This is a genomic window from Acinetobacter sp. WCHA55 (genome assembly GCF_002165305.2).
In the GTDB taxonomy this organism is placed as follows: domain Bacteria; phylum Pseudomonadota; class Gammaproteobacteria; order Pseudomonadales; family Moraxellaceae; genus Acinetobacter.
Window position 1 is genome coordinate 515,779 of sequence record NZ_CP032286.1, and the last position, 18,458, is coordinate 534,236.

Below are 18,458 nucleotides of genomic sequence, written 5' to 3' on the forward strand. Positions count from 1 at the left end.
TAATATGAAAAAAGTCATTATGCTGGCTATCATGTTATTGTCGACAAGTGGTTTTTTGTATGCAAAACAATGTCAAATTGAGAATTTAGTAGCAACACAACTCAACTTGAATGCTTCTTATTTAAGTCAAGCAGCCACTTCATTTTCAGTAGCCTGTGATAGTAATTACGCAATCAAATTTAATACACGTAATTTGACAAGTGCTTCAGGGAGTAGCTACTTGATCAATGAGAGAAACAATAGATTAAGAACTCAAATGAATATTTCAGGGGCAACAGCCTCTCGCTGGAATGCTCCAATTTTTCAACCGGCAACTGAGCGAAATAAGTTTGTTGTTTTAGTTCAGCTGGTTGATCCTCCTAGTGCTTATACACCTGCAGGGGAGTATAGAGACAATTTGTATATTAACTTGATGTTCTAATATGAGGGTTCTATATGCATTTGGCTGATAAGAAGATACCTATAAAAAGTAGGTATCTTTTTTATTAAGAAGATGGTTATCATCAAACTGTCAAATAGTTTAACTAAACTTGAGGGAAAATAAGAAAAGTTTGGAATAACATGATCGGCTCAATGACAACAAAATTATTCAAACAGCACAATTTTCCAGAAACACAGCGGTTTTATCTCAAACAACAACATCAACATAATTTTCAGCAAGAATTCTCTATCCTTGAAGAAACCCTTAAACCCAAGTTAAAAATAACCATCGTGACGGAAACATGGTCACCAGAAATTAATGGTGTTGCAAATTCATTGTTACAGTTATGTAAGGGTTTACAAAAACAGGGGCACCGTATTCAGTTGATCCGCCCGATGCAAAAAAACATGTGTACAGAGTTTCAGGCTGAACAAGAGTGTTTGGTCTGGGCGAAAAGTATTCCGAAATATACGGAGATGCAATTTGGCATGCCACAGTATGTCAAAGTCAGCAAAGCGATTGAACGCTTCGCACCAGATGTGGTCCATATTGTAACGGAAGGACCGTTGGGATTGACGGCTCTGTATGCTGCTCAAGCACATCAGATTCCAATATCGAGTGGTTTCCATTCAACTTTTCATGACTTTAGTCGCTTCTTTGATTTGGCTTTGCTGGTCAAGCCAATTGAAAGCTATCTCCGCTGGTTTCATAACCATACAGTACTCACCTGTGTGCCGAGTCAAACCACCTTAAATCAACTTAAGGCCTTTGGTGTGACTTGCCCTTTGGTTGAGGTTGGGCGAGGGGTAGATACAACTCGCTTCCATCCAGAGCATCGTTCAGAACAACTGCGTCAGCGTTGGCAAGCAGATGCAAATACTTCTGTGTTGCTATATGTGGGACGTTTATCTCCAGAAAAAGAAGTAGATGTACTCATTCAGAGCTATTTGAAGATCAAGAAGCAGCAATCGTGCAAGTTGAAAATGGTGATTGTGGGAGATGGTCCGGATCGTAAGCGTTTAACTGAGATGGCGAATGGCTCCGATGTTATTTTTACGGGAAGCTTAACAGGACAGTCACTCGCTCAAGTTTATGCCAGTGCGGATGTTTTTGTTTTTGCCAGTCAAATAGAGACTTTTGGTAATGTGGTGCTCGAAGCTATGTCCAGTGGCTTACCTGTGGTGGCTTATAACTATGCCAGTCCACAGCGCTATATCAAAGAAGGTATGACAGGGTGGTTGAGTCCCTTTGGACAGGTGGCACACTTTATGCAGGCTATTATGCAGTTACCAGAGCAAAAGGTGCTTAGATGCATGGGAATTCAAGCACGACAGGATATTGAAAGTGTAGGCTGGCAGTATCCTGTGAAACAGTTTGAGCAAGCCTTATATCACGCAGCAAATATTAAGGCAGCACATTAAACAATAGCTGTTTTAAAAGCGTCAGTGATAAAGATGAGTTGGGTGATTTTGATTGGTTTTAATTTAAATCATCAAACTGTCAAAAACACCCTTTAATATGAGCTTAAAGAAAAGCAATTTTGATGAATTAAATCGTCATAGAACAATGATTTTCCAGCTGAACTTTCAACATTGTTGTTAAGGAGAAGTGGTATGAATCTTAAAACTGCAAAAATAAGAATATTAGATTTAGACTTAAAAGGCTGTGTCTATCTCAATCATTTTTCCCATTCGAATACTGTAGCCAATTTTTTTAAGCGGATCAGTCGGTTGGGAGATGGCATCTTCTGGTACACCATGTTGGCTTTAACTTGGTTATTGCAAGGCTTGGTCTATAGTTTACAAATCGTGTATTTGGTTCTTGGTTCTTTGTGCGGGACTTTAATTTATAAAGTCTTAAAAATTAAAACCATTCGCCCAAGACCCTATCAGGTACATCAAGTGATTCGAATGGGTGAGCGACCTCTCGATCACTTTAGTTTTCCCTCAGGTCATACTTTACATGCGGTGATGGTGAGCACCTTGTTGGGCTTCGTACAGCCAGTTTTATTGGTGCTTATGTTGCCTTTTACTGTTTTGGTTGCCGCATCACGCATGATTTTAGGGCTACATTATCCAAGTGATGTGTTGGTCGGGGCTGTTATAGGTGCGGTAGTAGCTGTCACTTTAATTTGTAGTGCACCATTTTTAAATATCGTGTTGTAAAAAAGCCCAGTTTTACCTCAAACAAACTAGTGTTTAAATTTCAGAGTTTGTTACAGTACAACATCTTCTACATTGTGATGAGACTCCACCATGGGCTTACGTTGGTCAGACACTATTGATATTGCTATTGAGTTGTATGAAGCTCATCCAGATGTCGATCCGCAGTGGATTCGCTTTACAGACTTACATGCTTGGGTATGTGCTTTACCAGACTTTAGTGATGATCCGACTAAGTCGACTGAAGGTTTGCTTGAAGCAATTCAAATGGCATGGATTGACGAAGCACGATAATCCTTGCATCGAAAAAAGCAACTTTTTACAGAGTAAAAGCAGAAAATGGTGCATTATATCGGTATAATGCGCCAAAATTTTCATGTCTACATTGACTTAAGGAGCCAATCATGGCTATTGAACGTACTTTATCTATCGTAAAACCAGACGCAGTTGCTAAAAACCACATCGGTGACATCTTTGCTCGTTTTGAAAAAGCTGGTCTTCAAATCGTTGCAACTAAAATGAAACACTTGACTCAAGCTGAAGCAGAAGGTTTCTACGCAGAGCACAAAGAACGTGGTTTCTTTGCTGACCTAGTTGCGTTCATGACTTCTGGCCCAGTTGTTGTTTCAGTTCTTGAAGGCGAAAACGCAGTTCTTGCTCACCGCGAAATCCTTGGTGCAACGAATCCTAAAGAAGCTGCTCCAGGTACTATCCGCGCTGACTTCGCTGTAAGCATCGACGAAAATGCTGCTCACGGTTCTGACTCTGTAGCATCTGCTGATCGTGAAGTTAACTACTTCTTCGCTCAAACTGAGATTGCTCCACGTACTCGTTAATTCGAAGTATTCAAACCAGATAAGTGTTATTATACTTATCTGGTTTTTTTATTCCCTGAATAAATTTCTGCTCGTTTATTGAGCTTCTCCTTTCATCGTTAGACATGGTTTAGGTAATACACATGAGTACTGAAGTGGTCGCTGTCTCTACAGTTTCGGCTGAACAGCAACAATCTCTATCCGCTCCTGCACAGCAAAATTCTGTTGCGAAAGTGAACTTACTTGGCATGTCACGTCCGCAGCTTGAAAAATTCTTCGAAGATATGGGAGAAAAAAAGTTTCGTGCGGGACAGGTGATGAAATGGATTCATCAGTTTTTTGTGACTGATTTTGCTGAGATGACCAATATCTCAGGCAAACTGCGTGAAAAACTTGAAAAGCTCTGTGAAATTAAAGCGCCTGAAGTAGTACATAAAAACTATTCTAAGGATGGCACGCGTAAGTGGGTGTTTCGTGTCGGTGAGGGCGAAGGCTCTTTGGTCGAAACCGTATTGATTCCTGCTGAACATCGCAGTGGTTTACGCCGTACTTTATGTATTTCATCTCAAGTCGGTTGTGCACTGGATTGTTCATTCTGTTCAACCGGTAAACAAGGTTTCCAGCGTGACTTGAACCCAGATGAAATTATTGGTCAGTTATGGGTCGCAAACTATTCTTATATGGAAGATGTGCCTGTGGCTGAGCGTGAGCGTTCGGTGACCAACGTCGTGATGATGGGGATGGGTGAGCCACTCCTCAATTATGATGCTGTATTGAGCTCAATGCGTATTATGTTAGATGATTTTGCTTATGGTATGTCTAAGCGCCGTGTGACTTTATCGACTTCAGGTGTGGTGCCGAAAATTGACCAATTGGCACAAGATATTGATGTCGCATTGGCAATCTCCCTACACGCGCCAAATGATGAACTAAGGAATGAATTGGTTCCAATCAATAAAAAATATCCATTGGCACAGTTGATTGCAGCATGTCAGCGTTATATCGCTAAAGACGGTAATGAAAGTGCACGTAAGCATGTCACGATTGAATATGTGATGTTGGATGGGGTGAATGATCATCCTGAGCATGCGCAGCAGATGATTAAACTGTTGAAGAACTTACCAAGTAAAATTAATTTAATTCCGTTTAATCCATTTCCACATGCGCCTTATGGTCGTTCAAGTCGCAACCGCATTATTTCTTTCCAAAAAACTTTGTCTGATGCTGGATTTGTGTGTACGATTCGTCAAACGCGTGGCGATGATATTGATGCTGCTTGCGGACAATTGGTTGGTCAAGTGGCCGATCGAACACGTCGTGCTGAGCAGTGGAAAAAGAAAGTAGCAGAGAAAAACGAGATTCTACGTTCACAAGGATAATATAAGGGGGATGCCAATTGAAAAAACCCGTTTCTAAACTTTACCTTGCACTGACACTGGGTGTGTCAGTGTGGTACTTGGTGGGTTGCCAAACCGTGAATACGAAAGGTGACCCAAGTAAAGCAGTACAAGTTAGAACGCAATTGGCGGCTGAATATATTAAGTCGAATGATTACGATGCTGCGAAACGCACATTGGATCAGGCATTAGATATCGACTCTCGTGATGCATCTGCAAATATGATGATGGGCGTGTTGTTACAGCGTGAAGGCAGTCCACAAAATGTGGAAAAGGCAGAGCGTTATTTTAAGCATGCCATTGCGGCAGAGCCAAAAAATGCACAGGCTCGTAACAACTACGGTACGTATTTATATCAAATTGGGCGTTATAATGACGCGATTGATCAACTTCAAGTTGCAGGTTCAACTTTAGGGTATGATCAACGTTATCGAGCATTGGAAAATTTAGGTCGTGCGTATATACAAGTCGGTCGAGTGACGGAAGCAGAAGCTGCTTTTAAACAAGCCCTACAGGTAAACTCAGGTGCCTATCTTGCCATGATCGAAATGGCGGAAATTTCATATTTACGTCAGCAAAATGCTGAAGCTACGCAATACTATGAACAGTTTGTGCAAGCGGTTGGCGAGAAAAACTTAGATGCACGTGCGCTTTGGATTGGGATCCGAATTGCGCGGGCAAATCATGACACGATGGGTTCGCAAGTACTGGTCAACCAGCTACGTGCGTTGTATCCAGACAGTCAAGAATACAAACGTTATTTGCAATTACAGTACACTACTGAGGCCGTATGGAAGTAAATCCTAATTCACCACAATCGAATGGTTCTAGCAATGCTTTAGGAAATATCCAACGTCCAGGTGATTATCTTCGTCAAATTCGTATTACTCAAAAACGTGAATTAAGCGACGTTGCCAAAGAGTTGAATATTCCACTCAAGACCTTAACTGCACTTGAGCAGGATGAATACACGGCACTTCCTGAAGCAACATTCATTAAGGGCTACTATCGTACTTATGCGAAGTTCCTCAAAGTGGATGCGACTACGATTATTCAGCGTTTTGATGACATCTATGCCAATGACACGGGACTATTGCCTAATCATGCATTGAATAATTCTCCGATTAAAATCATGGGTAAATTGCCAGGTTCTAACCGTGATCGTAACCGTAAATGGTTGAAACGTGGACTGATTGCGCTTGTTGTAATTGCGATTTTGGCAGCGTTGTTTGGCACAATTCAGAATTGGTCAGGTAGTACAGATGAGACTGCGACTCCGCAGACTGAATCTGATGTGCAAATCATCAATATGAGTGGGGCTGCTGCAACTACTGGGGATCAGTTGAAGCTTGAGTTCAATCGTCCTACGTCTGTGCATATTGTCGATTCAACTGGGAAAGTACTGGCAACAGGGCGTCAAGCCTCTACACTTGAGCTATCTGGCGAGACTCCTTTCCAAATTCGTATCGATGATGCCGCTGCTGTGTCACTCAGCTTAAATAATGAAAGTATTTCATTGTCACCATATACCGTGGGTGGAAAAGCAGATTTCCGCTTGTCACGTTAATGGGATCAAGGAAAAGCAATGATTGTAAATCCAATTAAACGCAAGCCTACTCGCAAAATTCGTGTGGGTTCAGTCTATGTCGGTGGTGATGCACCCATCAGCATTCAAAGTATGACCAATACTGAAACTTGTGATGTGGAAGCAACGCTGGCGCAAATTCAGCGCTGTGCAGATGTAGGTGCGGACATCATGCGTGTTTCTGTACCGACGATGGAAGCGGCAGAGGCTTTTGGTGAAATTCGTAAGCGTTCATCAGTGCCTTTGGTTGCAGACATTCATTTTGATTACAAGATTGCACTGCGTGTTGCCGACTTGGGTGCGGACTGTTTACGGATTAACCCCGGAAATATTGGCTCTGAAGCTAAAATCCGTGAAGTGGTGGCCGCAGCACGCCATAACGATATTTCTATGCGTATTGGGGTGAATGCAGGTTCACTGGAAAAAGATATTCAAAAGAAATATGGTGAGCCAACTGGTCAGGCATTGCTAGAGTCGGCGATGCGTCATATTGATATTCTAGACCGTTTAGATTTCCACGAGTTCAAAGTTTCAGTGAAAGCATCCAATGTGTTCTTAACCATGGACGCTTATCGCCTACTTTCACAGCAAATTGATAATCCTTTACACCTTGGTGTAACAGAAGCGGGGATTTATCGAACAGGTTCGGTGAAGTCTGCGATTGCATTGGGCGGTTTGCTGTTGGATGGCATTGGTGACACCATGCGTATTTCCTTGGCAGCGGAACCTGAAGAAGAGATTAAGATTGGTTTTGATATTTTAAAATCACTTAGTCTTCGCTCAAATGGAATCAACTTCATTGCTTGTCCAAGCTGTTCACGTCAAGAGTTTAACGTGATTTCAGTGATGCAAGCCTTAGAAGAGCGTTTAGAAGATATTCGTACCCCAATGGATGTGTCGGTGATTGGGTGTAAAGTGAATGGTCCGGGTGAAGCCAAAGAAGCCGATATTGGTGTAGTTGGTGCAAGTCCACGTTCACTGGTGTATCGTAATGGTGAAAAGAGCCATTTAATTGACACAAATCAGTTGGTTGACGAAATCGAAGCGATGGTTCGTCAACGTGTTAGCGATCTTGAAGACGCTAAAGCTAAAGAGATTATTCGCACAAGTTTTTCTGAGTAGATCATGAGTTCAATAGTCGCAATCAAAGGTTTTAATGACATTCTTCCTACGCAAACCTCTGCATGGAGACGTCTTGAACAGCATCTCGCATCATTGATGGATGCTTATGGCTACCAACAAATTCGTTTACCTATTGTTGAACAGACCAATTTGTTCAAACGTTCAATTGGGGATGCAACGGATATCGTTGAAAAAGAAATGTACACCTTCTTGGATAAAGGTAATCCGCCTGAGTCTTTGACTTTGCGTCCTGAAGGAACAGCAGGCTGTGTACGCGCCATGCTTGAGCATAACTTGCTTCGTGGTGCGACGCCTCGTGTTTGGTATATCGGGCCAATGTTCCGTTATGAAAAACCGCAAAAGGGTCGTTATCGTCAGTTCCACCAGTTCGGCGTGGAAACCTTTGGTGTGGCAACTCCAGATATGGATGCTGAGTTGATTTTGATGACGGCACGTCTGTGGAAACGCATGGGTGTGGCAGATAAAGTTCAACTTGAGCTAAATACTCTCGGTGAGTCTGATGAGCGCGCAGCTTATCGTGCGGCATTGGTGGAGTTCTTAGAATCACATAAAAATGATTTGGATGAAGATTCACAGCGTCGTTTAACCACCAACCCACTACGTATCCTTGACTCTAAAGATGCAAAAACTCAAGCCATTTTAGAAAATGCGCCGAAGTTGCATGACTTTATGGGTGAGGAAACGTTGAATCACTTTGCAACCTTGCAGCAGTATTTAACCGATGCAGGTGTGAGCTTTGTGATTAACCAGAAATTGGTGCGTGGCTTGGATTATTACAACAAAACCGTTTTTGAATGGACCACTACGCATTTGGGTTCACAAGGCACAGTCTGTGCCGGTGGTCGTTATGACGGTCTAGTTGGACAGCTCAAAGGCAAGGCAGATCAGTCTGTGCCAGCCGTTGGTTTTGCGATGGGTATAGAGCGTTTATTATTGCTTCTTGAACAAGTTGAAGACGCTACACCTGTACGTGACTGCGAAATGTTTTTGTTGGCAGATCCAGCGTCTCAAGGCAAAGCTTTAGTCCTTGCAGAGCAAATTCGCAATCAGTTGGATGCGGCATCGAGCACGATTCGTTTGAAAGTAGGCTCTCAGGGTTCAATGAAGTCACAGATGAAAAAAGCCGATCAGTCTGGGGCATTGTTTGCCCTTATTTTAGGTGAGCGTGAAGTGGAAGCTGCGCAGTTTGCCGTAAAAGAGTTGGCAACAGCTGAACAAACTTTGGTTGCGGTGGATGACATCGTGCCATTTATGATTGAAAAATTTTCTTCAAAATAAGCCAAAATATAAGGAAAGGGTAGTCACATGAGCGCATTAAGTGATGAAGAGCAACTTGATAGTTTAAAGTCTTTCACTAAGAAATATGGTTCAGCCATTATTAGTGGGATTTTAATTGCGCTGATTGCCTTTTTTGGATGGCAATACTGGCAGAAGAAAACTTTAGCCGAGAACCAAATGAACACGGCTAAAGTTCAGCAATTAATGGATGAAGCACGTACAACGCAAGGCGATGCATTTACAGCCTTGTCTGCAACTGCGGACAAAATTGTGAAAGAAGCACCAGATTCGGCGCAGGCCATTCAAACACAATTGTTGATGGCAAAATTGGCCTATGACAAAGCGGATTATGCTAGTGCTGAAAAAGCGTTGAAGAAAGTTGAAAATTCGAAAGTAGATGACGATGGTTTAGTGCAAATTGTGAAATTGCGTTTAGCGTATGCACAATTGGCTCAAAAGAAGTTTGATGATGCGATTAAAAACCTCACATTGGTAAAAGATCCTGCTTTTAAAGCGACAGCCGATGAAGCTTTGGGCGATGTCTATGTGGCTAAAAACGACATAGAAAATGCGAAAAAAGCCTACCAAAGTGCATGGGATCAGTTGGTTGAACGTAAACAAGAACGCCAAATTTTACAAATTAAACTCGAAAGTGTTGGTATTTTAGTTGATGATCCTGAAATCGAACGTCCACTTATAGAAACAGCAGCGGAAGAAACTGAATGAATAGAAAATACAAAATTTCGTGCGCATTAACCGTATTAACTTTAGCGCTTGCGGGTTGTGCAAGTAGCGGAAAAGTGGAAGAAGTTAAGCCGAATCCACTTCCAAAACTGACTCAGGCGAAAACCCTGACGCCTGTATTTTCTCAAAGTGTGTCTTCAACTTCGACTGCTGATCCTTTACGTTTACGCCTAGATGCCGACAACGGTGTAGTTTTTGCGCTTGACCCTAAAGGTGTAGTAACGGCCTATCAAGGTAAACAAAAACTATGGCAGAAAGAAGTATCTAAAGCTGGTTTGAGTTCAGGTGTTGAGGCTGCTGATGGTCATGTCATTGTAGGTAACACCAAAGGTCAATTGTTTGCTCTAGATCAGGCAACTGGCGAGCAAAAATGGACAGCACAATTAACGGGTGCGCTTCTTGCACCATCGTTGATTCAAGCTGGTCGTGTTATTTCTGTAAGTAATGATGGCACTGTTTTTGCGCATGATTTGGCCACAGGTCAGCAAGTGTGGACCTATAACTTACCGAATGTACAACTGAGTTTACGTGGTAATGCGGCACCAGTGCCTGTCGATGCACGTACAGTACTCATTTCTTCAGCGAATGCCTATGTTTATGCTTTAGATGTACTCACAGGTGTGCCGCGTATGCAACGCCGTGTGGCTGTATCGGATGGTCGTTCGGATATTCAACGTTTGAATGATGTCGATGGTGACCCTGTAGTGGCAGGTCAGTACTTGATTACGACTAGCTATCAAGGTCAAGTGACCATGACGGATTTGGCTTCACAGCAAGTGGTGTGGAGTGAAGATTCGAGTAGTACGAAGCGTCCTGAAGTGGTCGGTAATGGTGTATTTGTGGCACAAACTGACGGTAAGTTGGTGGCTTATGAAATTAGCACCGGTCAAAAGCTTTGGGAAAATGATAGCCTGCTAAACCGCCAATTGAGTAATCCAGTGATGTTAGGTCAAGACTTGATTGTCGGTGATTTGGATGGCGTATTGCACATGGTGAACCCTGCGACAGGTGAGTTGATCGGTCGTGCTAAGACGTCTGGCGAAGTGCGTACTTTACGTGTGATTGATGATCAACTCTATGTTGCGACACGAAAGGGTGCATTAAGCATTTGGCAGAATCGTTAATTCTGTTCGACTTATGTTAAACTAGTCGAAATTCGTATTTTTTTAAATTCCTCGGGGTGTTTGCTTAGTCAAAACCCCGAGTTTTTATTCAGGTTTTTCACCTAATTTTTCTTCCAGTTTCTGATGTTCAGACCAGTCTCACTGGCTGATCTTGAATAAAGGTTAATCTATGAAACCCGTAATTGCGCTCATTGGTCGTCCGAACGTCGGAAAATCAACGCTATTTAACCAGATCACCAAAAGCCGAGATGCGCTTGTTGCTGACTTTGCCGGTCTGACCCGTGACCGTAAATATGGTGATGCTGTTTATCAAAATAAATCCTTCATTGTGGTTGATACTGGTGGTATTGGCGAAAATGAAGGCGGGATCGACTCTTACATGGCAGAACAGTCGAAAACTGCTATCCATGAAGCCGATATCATTGTGTTTGTTGTTGATGCTCGCGCAGGCCTGCTCGCATCTGATGAGCAAATTGCCCGTGAGCTGCGTACGCTTGGTAAAAAAGTTTATTTGGTTGCTAACAAAGTTGATGGTGTACATGCTGAAGCTGCATTAGTTGAATTCTATAAGCTAGGTATGGGTGAACCGCTACAAGTGGCTGCAAGTCATGGTCGTGGTGTGCAGCAAATGCTGGAAGAAGTTCTGCATGATGTTCCTGAAGATGAAAACCCAGAAGAGCATGATAAGCACACCGGTTTACGTTTAGCGATTATTGGTCGTCCAAATGTGGGTAAATCGACGTTAGTGAATCGTTTGCTGGGTGAAGAACGTGTAGTTGCATTCGACCAACCAGGAACCACTCGTGATTCAATCTATATTCCGTTTGAGCGTGATGGTCGTCAGTACACTTTAATTGATACTGCGGGTGTGCGTCGTAAAGGTAAGGTTGATGAAATGATTGAGAAATTCTCAATTGTGAAAACCTTGCAAGCCATGAAAGATGCTCATGTGGTGGTTATTGTGGTGGATGCGCGAGAAGGCATTGTTGAGCAAGACTTACACTTAATTGGCTACGCGCTTGAAGCAGGTCGAGCGATGGTAATTGCGATTAACAAATGGGACAATATGTCCGAGTATGATCGTAAGCAATGTAAGTTGGATGTCGAGCGCCGTTTTGACTTTATTCCTTGGGCGAAGATCCACCTTATTTCTGCTTTGCATGGTACGGGTGTTGGTGAAATGTATCCATCAATTCACCGTGCTTATGACTCATCGCATTTGAAAGTCTCACCTGCGAAAATTACACAAATTTTAAATGATGCAACCGATGCGCATCAACCACCTATGGTACAAGGTCGTCGTATCAAGATGCGTTATGCACATATGGGTGGACAAAATCCACCAACCATCGTGATTCACGGGAACAAAGTTGATAAAACTCCTGCGGATTATCGTCGTTATTTAGAAAACGTATTCCGTAAAGTATACAAACTGGAAGGTACGCCAGTACGTATTGAGTTTAAAACTTCTGAAAACCCATTTGAAGGACGTAAGTCACAAGTGGATGAGCGTACAGCAGCGCGTAAGCGTCGTTATGTTCAAAAATTTAAGAAAGCTGAGAAGAAATTCAAACGCTAATCAGGCATTAAGGTTTTGATGCTGAAAAGCCCAAAGTGATCTTTGGGCTTTTTTATTTTATGATGCATGAAACCATGATAGGAATACAAAGTGGCAAGGACAATACGTGTTGAGCTGAAAAAGATTGAGGACATTGTGAAGGTGGATCACAGCCTGTCACGTGTCGAACAAATTGCACAGCGAAAACAAGCCATTTATCAATATCGTAATCAATGCTTATCTGAACAACGACAGATGATCGTGGATGATCATACCATTGCACTGAGTGAGACAGGCAAACCTTATCTGGTTGATCAGCCTACTTTTCATTTCAACCATAGTCATAGTCAAAATTATTATGCTTTAGCCATGAGTGAAAAAGTGGCTGATTTGGGCGTGGATGTTGAAGAGTTAAGTCGAAGGGTGCGTTTTGGCGCTTTGGCCCAACATGCTTTTCATGGCGATGAACTTGAGCTATGGCAACAGGTTGAGCAGGAAAAATCCTACTGGTTTAAAGTTTGGACGACCAAAGAAGCGGTGCTTAAAGCATCGGGTTTAGGCATTCGTTTAAACTTAAATGAACTGAATACCCAAGCACATCCAATGCATAATGGTGGCATGTGTAACCATCCGCTCATTGGTAGTTTCGCTTATCAGAATTTTGAGTTGGGAGATGTGATGTTGACTGTGGCATGGCGGGCAGAGCAGTCCTGCCGTGGTTATGCGTTGCCTCAGATAGAGCTAGTACAACAGCTTCACACCGACATAAAAAAGCCTCTCGATTGAGAGGCTTTCTTTGTTCGGACTATGGTAAGTATTTATGGAATTTCATTTTCTTCTTCAAACTCAGGCTTCACTTGAACAATGAAGTCTTGACGGTTTAAGCCACGCCATAAAGCAAAAGCTGTACCGATGTAGATTGAAGAGTATGTGCCCACAAAAACACCTACAAACATCGCAACAGAGAACCATTTCAGGCCATCACCACCGAGGATCATCATTGAGATCACCACCAACAATAAAGTCATTGAGGTGTGAATGGTACGACGTAGGGTCTCAGTTAAAGCGATGTTAACGATCTCTAAAGGCGAAGCCCCACGAATCTTACGGAAGTTTTCACGAATACGATCCGAAACGACAATGTTGTCATTCAATGAGAAACCAATCAGAGCCAGAATTGCAGCCAATACAGTTAAGTCAAATGGCCACTGCATCATGGCAAAAATACCAATGGTGACCACCACGTCATGGAACAAAGACAGCACCGCACCCATCGCCAGTTTGAATTCAAAGCGAATCGTTACGTAGACCAACATCAGTAGTAACGCTAAAGCCACAGCACCCGCTGAACGAATGTAGAGTTCATTGCCGACTTGCCCACCCACCACATCAACCTTGTTGACCGAAGCTGAGTTACCCGGTAGCTGTACCGCTTGGGTAATGGTTTTAGTTAAGTCTTCTGCGGCTGTGTCTTCTTGTACAGGCATACGCACAATCAAATCACGATCTGAACCAATGGTTTGTACCACAGGGTCATGAAAGCCAGCTTTGGTTAGTGCAGCAGAGACATCGGCTGACTTCACTGGTTTGCTATAGTTCAATTCGGCAGAAATACCACCAGTAAAGTCCAAACCTAAGTTAAGACCCTTGGTGAAAATAAAGAATAGGCTGCCGATGGTTAAGACAATAGAAAGAATGGCTGCAGGCAGCGCAATCTTCATAAAATCAATCACACGTTCATCATCTGGACGGCCGTATTTTTTTGAATCTTGTTGAGTCACATCAGTCATCATCGATCTCCTTATATGCTCAACTTTTTCAAGTTACGTTTTTTGCCATAAATGAGCTGTACAATCGCACGTGTTACTGTAATAGCAGTAAACATAGAACAGATAATACCGATCATTAAGGTTACAGCGAAGCCTTTAATTGGGCCTGTACCGATAGCAAATAGGATAAACGCAACCAAGAACGTGGTTAAGTTTGAGTCGAAAATGGTGTTATAAGCACGGTCATAACCCGCCACAATGGCTTGTTTGGGCGATGCTCCCCACTTCATTTCTTCACGTATTCGCTCACAGATCAAGACGTTGGCATCGACCGCCATACCAATGGTAATCACGATACCCGCAATACCCGGCAGGGTGAGGGAAGCACCAATCCAAGACATGACTGTTAGAATCATGGCTAAGTTGAAGACCAAGGCAAAGTTAGCAATTAAACCAAAGAGACGGAAAAAGACTACCATCCAGATTGCTACCAATAAGAAGCCGATTTGAGTCGATAGCACACCTTTATCAATGTTTTCTTGACCGAGGCTTGGACCCACTACACGTTCTTCAACAAAGTACATTGGCGCAGCAAGAGCACCTGCACGTAGCATTAGGGCAAGTTCAGACGCTTCTTGAGGTGAATCTAGACCTGTAATACGGAATTGAGAACCGAGGACTGCTTGAATGGTTGCAGCATTAATCACTACAGACTCTGCATAAGGTGTACGGACTTCAGTCTGTGCACCAGTCGCAGGATCGGTGATATAGCTAATACGTTGTTTATTTTCAATGAACAACACAGCCATACGCTTACCCACCGCATTACGGGTTGCATCTGACATCAGTTTTCCACCTGCTGTGTCTAAGGTAATGTTTACCTCAGCACCGCCAGTGTCTTGGCTAAAGCCACTTGATGCGTTTTGAACACGTTCACCCGTTAAAATACGGTTACGGTTTAAAAGTAATTCACGTCCACTGTCCAACGACTCATATGCAAAAAGCTCTGTTCCTGGTGGAAGTGGTTGACCATTGCTCTTGCCAGTATATGGGTCAATGACTTGATCATTTTGGTCAGAGACTAAACGGAACTCTAGGTTTGCTGTACGACCCAAGACACGTTTTGCCTCAGCAGTGTCTTGAACACCTGGAAGCTCAACCACGATGCGGTTACTACCTTGTGTTTGTACTAGGGCTTCGGCCACACCTAACTCGTTAATACGGTTACGTAAAGTGGTTAAGTTTTGGTTCACCGCATAAGACTGAATTTCTTGGCGGCGTACATCGGTGTAGGTTAAACGTAAGGTTGAACCTGTTGTAGTTGCGACCGCTTGCTGATTAAACTCATTACCATTGCTACGTAAGTAGTCTTGAGCTGCAGTACGATCATCGTTGTTGGCAAACTGAACGGTAATGGTGTTGTTGTTTAATGCAAGGCTGTTAAATTTAATTTTGTTGTCACGGAACTGACGGCGTAAATCAGTCGCAGAGGTTTCCATGCGCTGAGCAATCGCTTTATCCATATCCACTTCTAATAAGAAGTGAACACCGCCACGTAAGTCCAGACCGAGCTTCATTGGTTTTGCACCAATTTTTTGTAGCCATTCTGGCGTGGTTGGCGCCAAGTTCAACGCGACAACATAGTCATCACCAAGGCCACGACGTAGCGCTTCTTTGGCTTTTAATTGTGCTTCGCTAGAGTCAAGACGTAACAGTGCAGCATTATTGCTAAAACTGTTGTCATGGCTTGAGATACTTTCAGATTTTAAAATCTGCTCTGCTTTTTGTACGATGCTTTGGTCAATTTGGGTACCAGCTTTGGCACCAGAAATTTGAACCGCAGGCTCATCTGGATACAAACTAGGCAGGGCATATAATGTACTGATCGTCAAAACCACGAGAATCAGTAGATATTTCCATGCTGGGTAACGCATTTGTTTTCTTCTTAAAATGAAAAAAGTCGTGCGGATGCACGACTAATTTTTTTGATTAAAGGTTATTTAATGTGCCTTCAGGAAGAACTGAAATCACACTTGCGCGTTGAATTTTTACGTCTACACCACGGCTCAGTTCAACCACTGCAAAGTCACCTTCGAGTTTAGTGATTTTACCCATGAGGCCACCAGCAAATACCACTTCGCTGCCTACGCCAAGACTATCAACCAAAGAGCGGTGCTCTTTGGCACGTTTTGCTTGAGGGCGCCAAATTAAGAAGTAGAAGATTGCAATAAAAACAGCAATCATCAATAAGTTTGCGACCATACTTGGTTGTTGTGCAGCTTCACCCGCTGCGTGAGCTGTAGAAATAAAAAGGCTCATTTCAAATTCCTAAACTAAAAAAACGGTGACCAATGAATTGATCATAAATAGACTTGTTCTGCAATTTACCTTGTCTTTTTACCAAGCGCAAATGCTCAGAACAATTAATCTTGGGGGCAAGGTGGAACTTCTAAACCACGACGTGCATAAAAATCTTCAACAAAGGCATCAAAGCGATCATTATCTAATGCGTCACGAATGTCTTGAGTGAAACGTTGGTAGTAACGTAAGTTGTGAATAGTACCCAGCATTGAGCCCAACATCTCGCCACATTTTTCCAAATGGAATAAGTAAGCGCGGGTAAAGTTGGTACAGGTATAACAATCACAGTGTGGATCTAGCGGACTTTGATCGTGACGGTATTTACTATTACGAATACGTACTAAACCGTCGGTCACAAAATAATGTCCATTTCGGGCATTACGTGTAGGCATGACACAGTCAAACATATCGACGCCACGGCGGATACCTTCTACGATGTCTTCAGGTTTACCCACGCCCATCAGGTAGCGCGGTTTGTCTGCTGGCATTTTCTCTGGAAGATAATCCAGCACTTTGATCATTTCTTCTTTCGGTTCACCGACAGATAGGCCACCAATGGCATAGCCGTCAAAACCAACTTCAAGTAAGCCTTTTAAAGACTCATCTCGTAAGTCTTCATACATACCGCCTTGAATAATACCGAATAGTGCATTTTTATTTTCAAGCACATCATGATGCTGAGTCTTACAACGCTTTGCCCAACGCAATGACAATTGTAACGATTTTTGCGCTTCTTCATGTGTTGCAGGATAAGGCGTACATTCGTCAAAAATCATCACAATGTCTGAATTCAATGTGTGTTGGATGTCCATTGAAATTTCAGGGGACAAAAAGACTTTAGAACCGTCAATTGGAGAGCGGAACGTTACGCCATCTTCTTTAATTTTACGCATCGCGCCTAAACTGAAGACTTGGAAGCCGCCTGAATCGGTCAGAATGGGTTTATCCCACTTCATGAACTTATGCAGACCGCCGTGCTCTTTAATCACTTCAAGCCCAGGGCGTAGGTAAAGATGGAAGGTATTACCTAAAATAATTTGCGCTTTGATGTCTTCAATATCGCGCGGAAGCATGCCTTTCACCGTACCATAAGTACCGACAGGCATGAACACAGGGGTTTCAACCACACCGTGCTCTAAAGTTAAACGACCACGACGGGCACGACCCGACTGACCTAATTTTTCAAACTTCATAAAATATCCTGAACAAGAGCAAAGCACTGCTCTGCATGCAGTGCAAGAGCGAAAAAACAGTTCGCCGCTAAAAGGAGGCTATTTTCCTTGATTATGCAAATAAACACCAGTGTTGTAACACTTTTAAAGCAAAGCTTTTCGGAACAGGGTGGTGTGCTGTAAGGGTTGTTTCGGTTTGAGTTTATGTCATGGTGGCGAGTAAGTCGTGATTAGAATCAAAAGAGTTAATCGCATAGACGAGGTTGTGAACGTAGAAGTTAAAAAGGCACTCATTTTGAGTACCTTGGATGTGTTGTTTGTGATAAAGCGATTTTTTAGTTGAAATTGGGACGGTAATCAAAATTTTGCAGCGCAGCAGCATCACGGAATGGACGCACAGCTTTTTTACCAACAGTCATGGTGTTTACAATATTGTTCGGAAAGATTTGAATATGGTTGTTAAATAGTTCGACATTGCGGTTAAAAATGCTGATCGCAGCACCGACATTTTCGTTTTGCTCTTCAATTTCATTCATCATTTTGAGATAAATGTCATTGGCTTTAAGTTCAGGGTAGTTTTCGACCACAACATTGAGGCTACGCATCAGCTCTTGGTTTAATGCTTCAATGCGCTGTAACTGATTGACATCTGTATTGTTCAAATTTAGGTTGAGAATATTTTGACGGAGCTCAGTAACTTTTTCCAAGGTGCCTTTTTCAAAGCTGGAGTATTGTTCGACAAGAGGCTCTAAGCCATCTAAAATTTTTATTTTTTGACGTTCATAGGTTGCTACATCCGACCATGCGCGAATGGTTGCATTGTGGTGTCGCACAATATTATTGCGAATAACGATTACGCCAAACACGATTGCAATAATAATTAAGAAGAAGATCAATAGCCCCATATAGTCCTCAAACGGCAAAATGTC

Annotated in this window: 19 protein-coding genes; 14 read left to right on the plus strand and 5 right to left on the minus strand. The window is 42.7% G+C overall.

Annotation, left to right across the window (positions count from 1 at the left end):
* Nucleotides 1-4: 4 nt before the first annotated feature.
* The 14 genes from CDG62_RS05280 to CDG62_RS05345 all read left to right on the plus strand — a co-directional run bounded on the left by CDG62_RS05280 (nucleotide 5) and on the right by CDG62_RS05345 (nucleotide 13,013).
* The gene (locus CDG62_RS05280; protein ID WP_087528033.1) at nucleotides 5-421 is read left to right on the plus strand and encodes a hypothetical protein; all 417 of its coding nucleotides are present in this window, start codon (nucleotides 5-7) and stop codon (nucleotides 419-421) included.
* Between the two features lie 140 nt (nucleotides 422-561).
* A complete protein-coding gene (locus CDG62_RS05285) occupies nucleotides 562-1,842 on the plus strand; it encodes a glycosyltransferase family 4 protein (protein ID WP_087528034.1) in 1,281 nt (426 codons plus the stop codon).
* 192 nt (nucleotides 1,843-2,034) lie between these two features.
* Complete coding sequence (locus tag CDG62_RS05290; protein WP_087528035.1) at nucleotides 2,035-2,586, plus strand: phosphatase PAP2 family protein; 552 nt, start codon at nucleotides 2,035-2,037, stop codon at nucleotides 2,584-2,586.
* Between the two features lie 90 nt (nucleotides 2,587-2,676).
* Nucleotides 2,677-2,877 (plus strand): Fe-S cluster assembly protein IscX, encoded by a 201-nt coding sequence (gene iscX / locus CDG62_RS05295; RefSeq protein ID WP_004697668.1) that lies wholly within the window; start codon nucleotides 2,677-2,679, stop codon nucleotides 2,875-2,877.
* A gap of 110 nt (nucleotides 2,878-2,987) precedes the next feature.
* Entirely contained in the window at nucleotides 2,988-3,419 is a 432-nt protein-coding gene (gene ndk, locus CDG62_RS05300) for a nucleoside-diphosphate kinase (RefSeq protein ID WP_004697669.1), read from the plus strand.
* Between the two features lie 122 nt (nucleotides 3,420-3,541).
* Entirely contained in the window at nucleotides 3,542-4,777 is a 1,236-nt protein-coding gene (gene rlmN, locus CDG62_RS05305) for a 23S rRNA (adenine(2503)-C(2))-methyltransferase RlmN (protein WP_087528036.1), read from the plus strand.
* Between the two features lie 17 nt (nucleotides 4,778-4,794).
* On the plus strand, nucleotides 4,795-5,595 hold the full coding sequence (pilW, locus tag CDG62_RS05310; RefSeq protein WP_087528037.1) for a type IV pilus biogenesis/stability protein PilW: 801 nt from the start codon (nucleotides 4,795-4,797) through the stop codon (nucleotides 5,593-5,595).
* A complete protein-coding gene (locus CDG62_RS05315) occupies nucleotides 5,586-6,362 on the plus strand; it encodes a helix-turn-helix domain-containing protein (RefSeq protein WP_087528038.1) in 777 nt (258 codons plus the stop codon). Before pilW ends, CDG62_RS05315 begins: the two co-directional genes overlap by 10 nt.
* A gap of 18 nt (nucleotides 6,363-6,380) precedes the next feature.
* Entirely contained in the window at nucleotides 6,381-7,502 is a 1,122-nt protein-coding gene (gene ispG, locus CDG62_RS05320; RefSeq protein ID WP_086210453.1) for a flavodoxin-dependent (E)-4-hydroxy-3-methylbut-2-enyl-diphosphate synthase, read from the plus strand.
* Between the two features lie 3 nt (nucleotides 7,503-7,505).
* Nucleotides 7,506-8,801, plus strand: a complete 1,296-nt coding sequence (gene hisS, locus CDG62_RS05325; protein ID WP_087528039.1) for a histidine--tRNA ligase — start codon at nucleotides 7,506-7,508, stop codon at nucleotides 8,799-8,801.
* A gap of 27 nt (nucleotides 8,802-8,828) precedes the next feature.
* On the plus strand, nucleotides 8,829-9,527 hold the full coding sequence (locus CDG62_RS05330; RefSeq protein WP_087528040.1) for a YfgM family protein: 699 nt from the start codon (nucleotides 8,829-8,831) through the stop codon (nucleotides 9,525-9,527).
* Nucleotides 9,524-10,669 (plus strand): outer membrane protein assembly factor BamB, encoded by a 1,146-nt coding sequence (bamB, locus tag CDG62_RS05335; protein WP_087528041.1) that lies wholly within the window; start codon nucleotides 9,524-9,526, stop codon nucleotides 10,667-10,669. Before CDG62_RS05330 ends, bamB begins: the two co-directional genes overlap by 4 nt.
* A gap of 169 nt (nucleotides 10,670-10,838) precedes the next feature.
* Nucleotides 10,839-12,248: a ribosome biogenesis GTPase Der gene (gene der / locus CDG62_RS05340; protein ID WP_087528042.1), complete on the plus strand. Its 1,410-nt coding sequence runs from the start codon at nucleotides 10,839-10,841 to the stop codon at nucleotides 12,246-12,248.
* 90 nt (nucleotides 12,249-12,338) lie between these two features.
* Nucleotides 12,339-13,013, plus strand: a complete 675-nt coding sequence (locus tag CDG62_RS05345) for a 4'-phosphopantetheinyl transferase family protein (protein WP_171405703.1) — start codon at nucleotides 12,339-12,341, stop codon at nucleotides 13,011-13,013.
* Between the two features lie 32 nt (nucleotides 13,014-13,045).
* Here the strand turns inward: CDG62_RS05345 and secF are convergent, their stop codons facing one another.
* The 5 genes from secF to CDG62_RS05370 all read right to left on the minus strand — a co-directional run bounded on the left by secF (nucleotide 13,046) and on the right by CDG62_RS05370 (nucleotide 18,434).
* Nucleotides 13,046-14,020: a protein translocase subunit SecF gene (gene secF, locus CDG62_RS05350; protein WP_005401700.1), complete on the minus strand. Its 975-nt coding sequence runs from the start codon at nucleotides 14,018-14,020 to the stop codon at nucleotides 13,046-13,048.
* 8 nt (nucleotides 14,021-14,028) lie between these two features.
* Complete coding sequence (gene secD / locus CDG62_RS05355; protein WP_087528043.1) at nucleotides 14,029-15,930, minus strand: protein translocase subunit SecD; 1,902 nt, start codon at nucleotides 15,928-15,930, stop codon at nucleotides 14,029-14,031.
* Between the two features lie 55 nt (nucleotides 15,931-15,985).
* Nucleotides 15,986-16,315: a preprotein translocase subunit YajC gene (gene yajC / locus CDG62_RS05360; RefSeq protein ID WP_087528044.1), complete on the minus strand. Its 330-nt coding sequence runs from the start codon at nucleotides 16,313-16,315 to the stop codon at nucleotides 15,986-15,988.
* A gap of 104 nt (nucleotides 16,316-16,419) precedes the next feature.
* The gene (gene tgt, locus CDG62_RS05365) at nucleotides 16,420-17,550 is read right to left on the minus strand and encodes a tRNA guanosine(34) transglycosylase Tgt (protein WP_004697695.1); all 1,131 of its coding nucleotides are present in this window, start codon (nucleotides 17,548-17,550) and stop codon (nucleotides 16,420-16,422) included.
* A 314-nt stretch (nucleotides 17,551-17,864) separates the two neighbouring features.
* The gene (locus tag CDG62_RS05370; protein WP_087528045.1) at nucleotides 17,865-18,434 is read right to left on the minus strand and encodes a LemA family protein; all 570 of its coding nucleotides are present in this window, start codon (nucleotides 18,432-18,434) and stop codon (nucleotides 17,865-17,867) included.
* Between the last annotated feature and the right edge of the window lie 24 nt (nucleotides 18,435-18,458).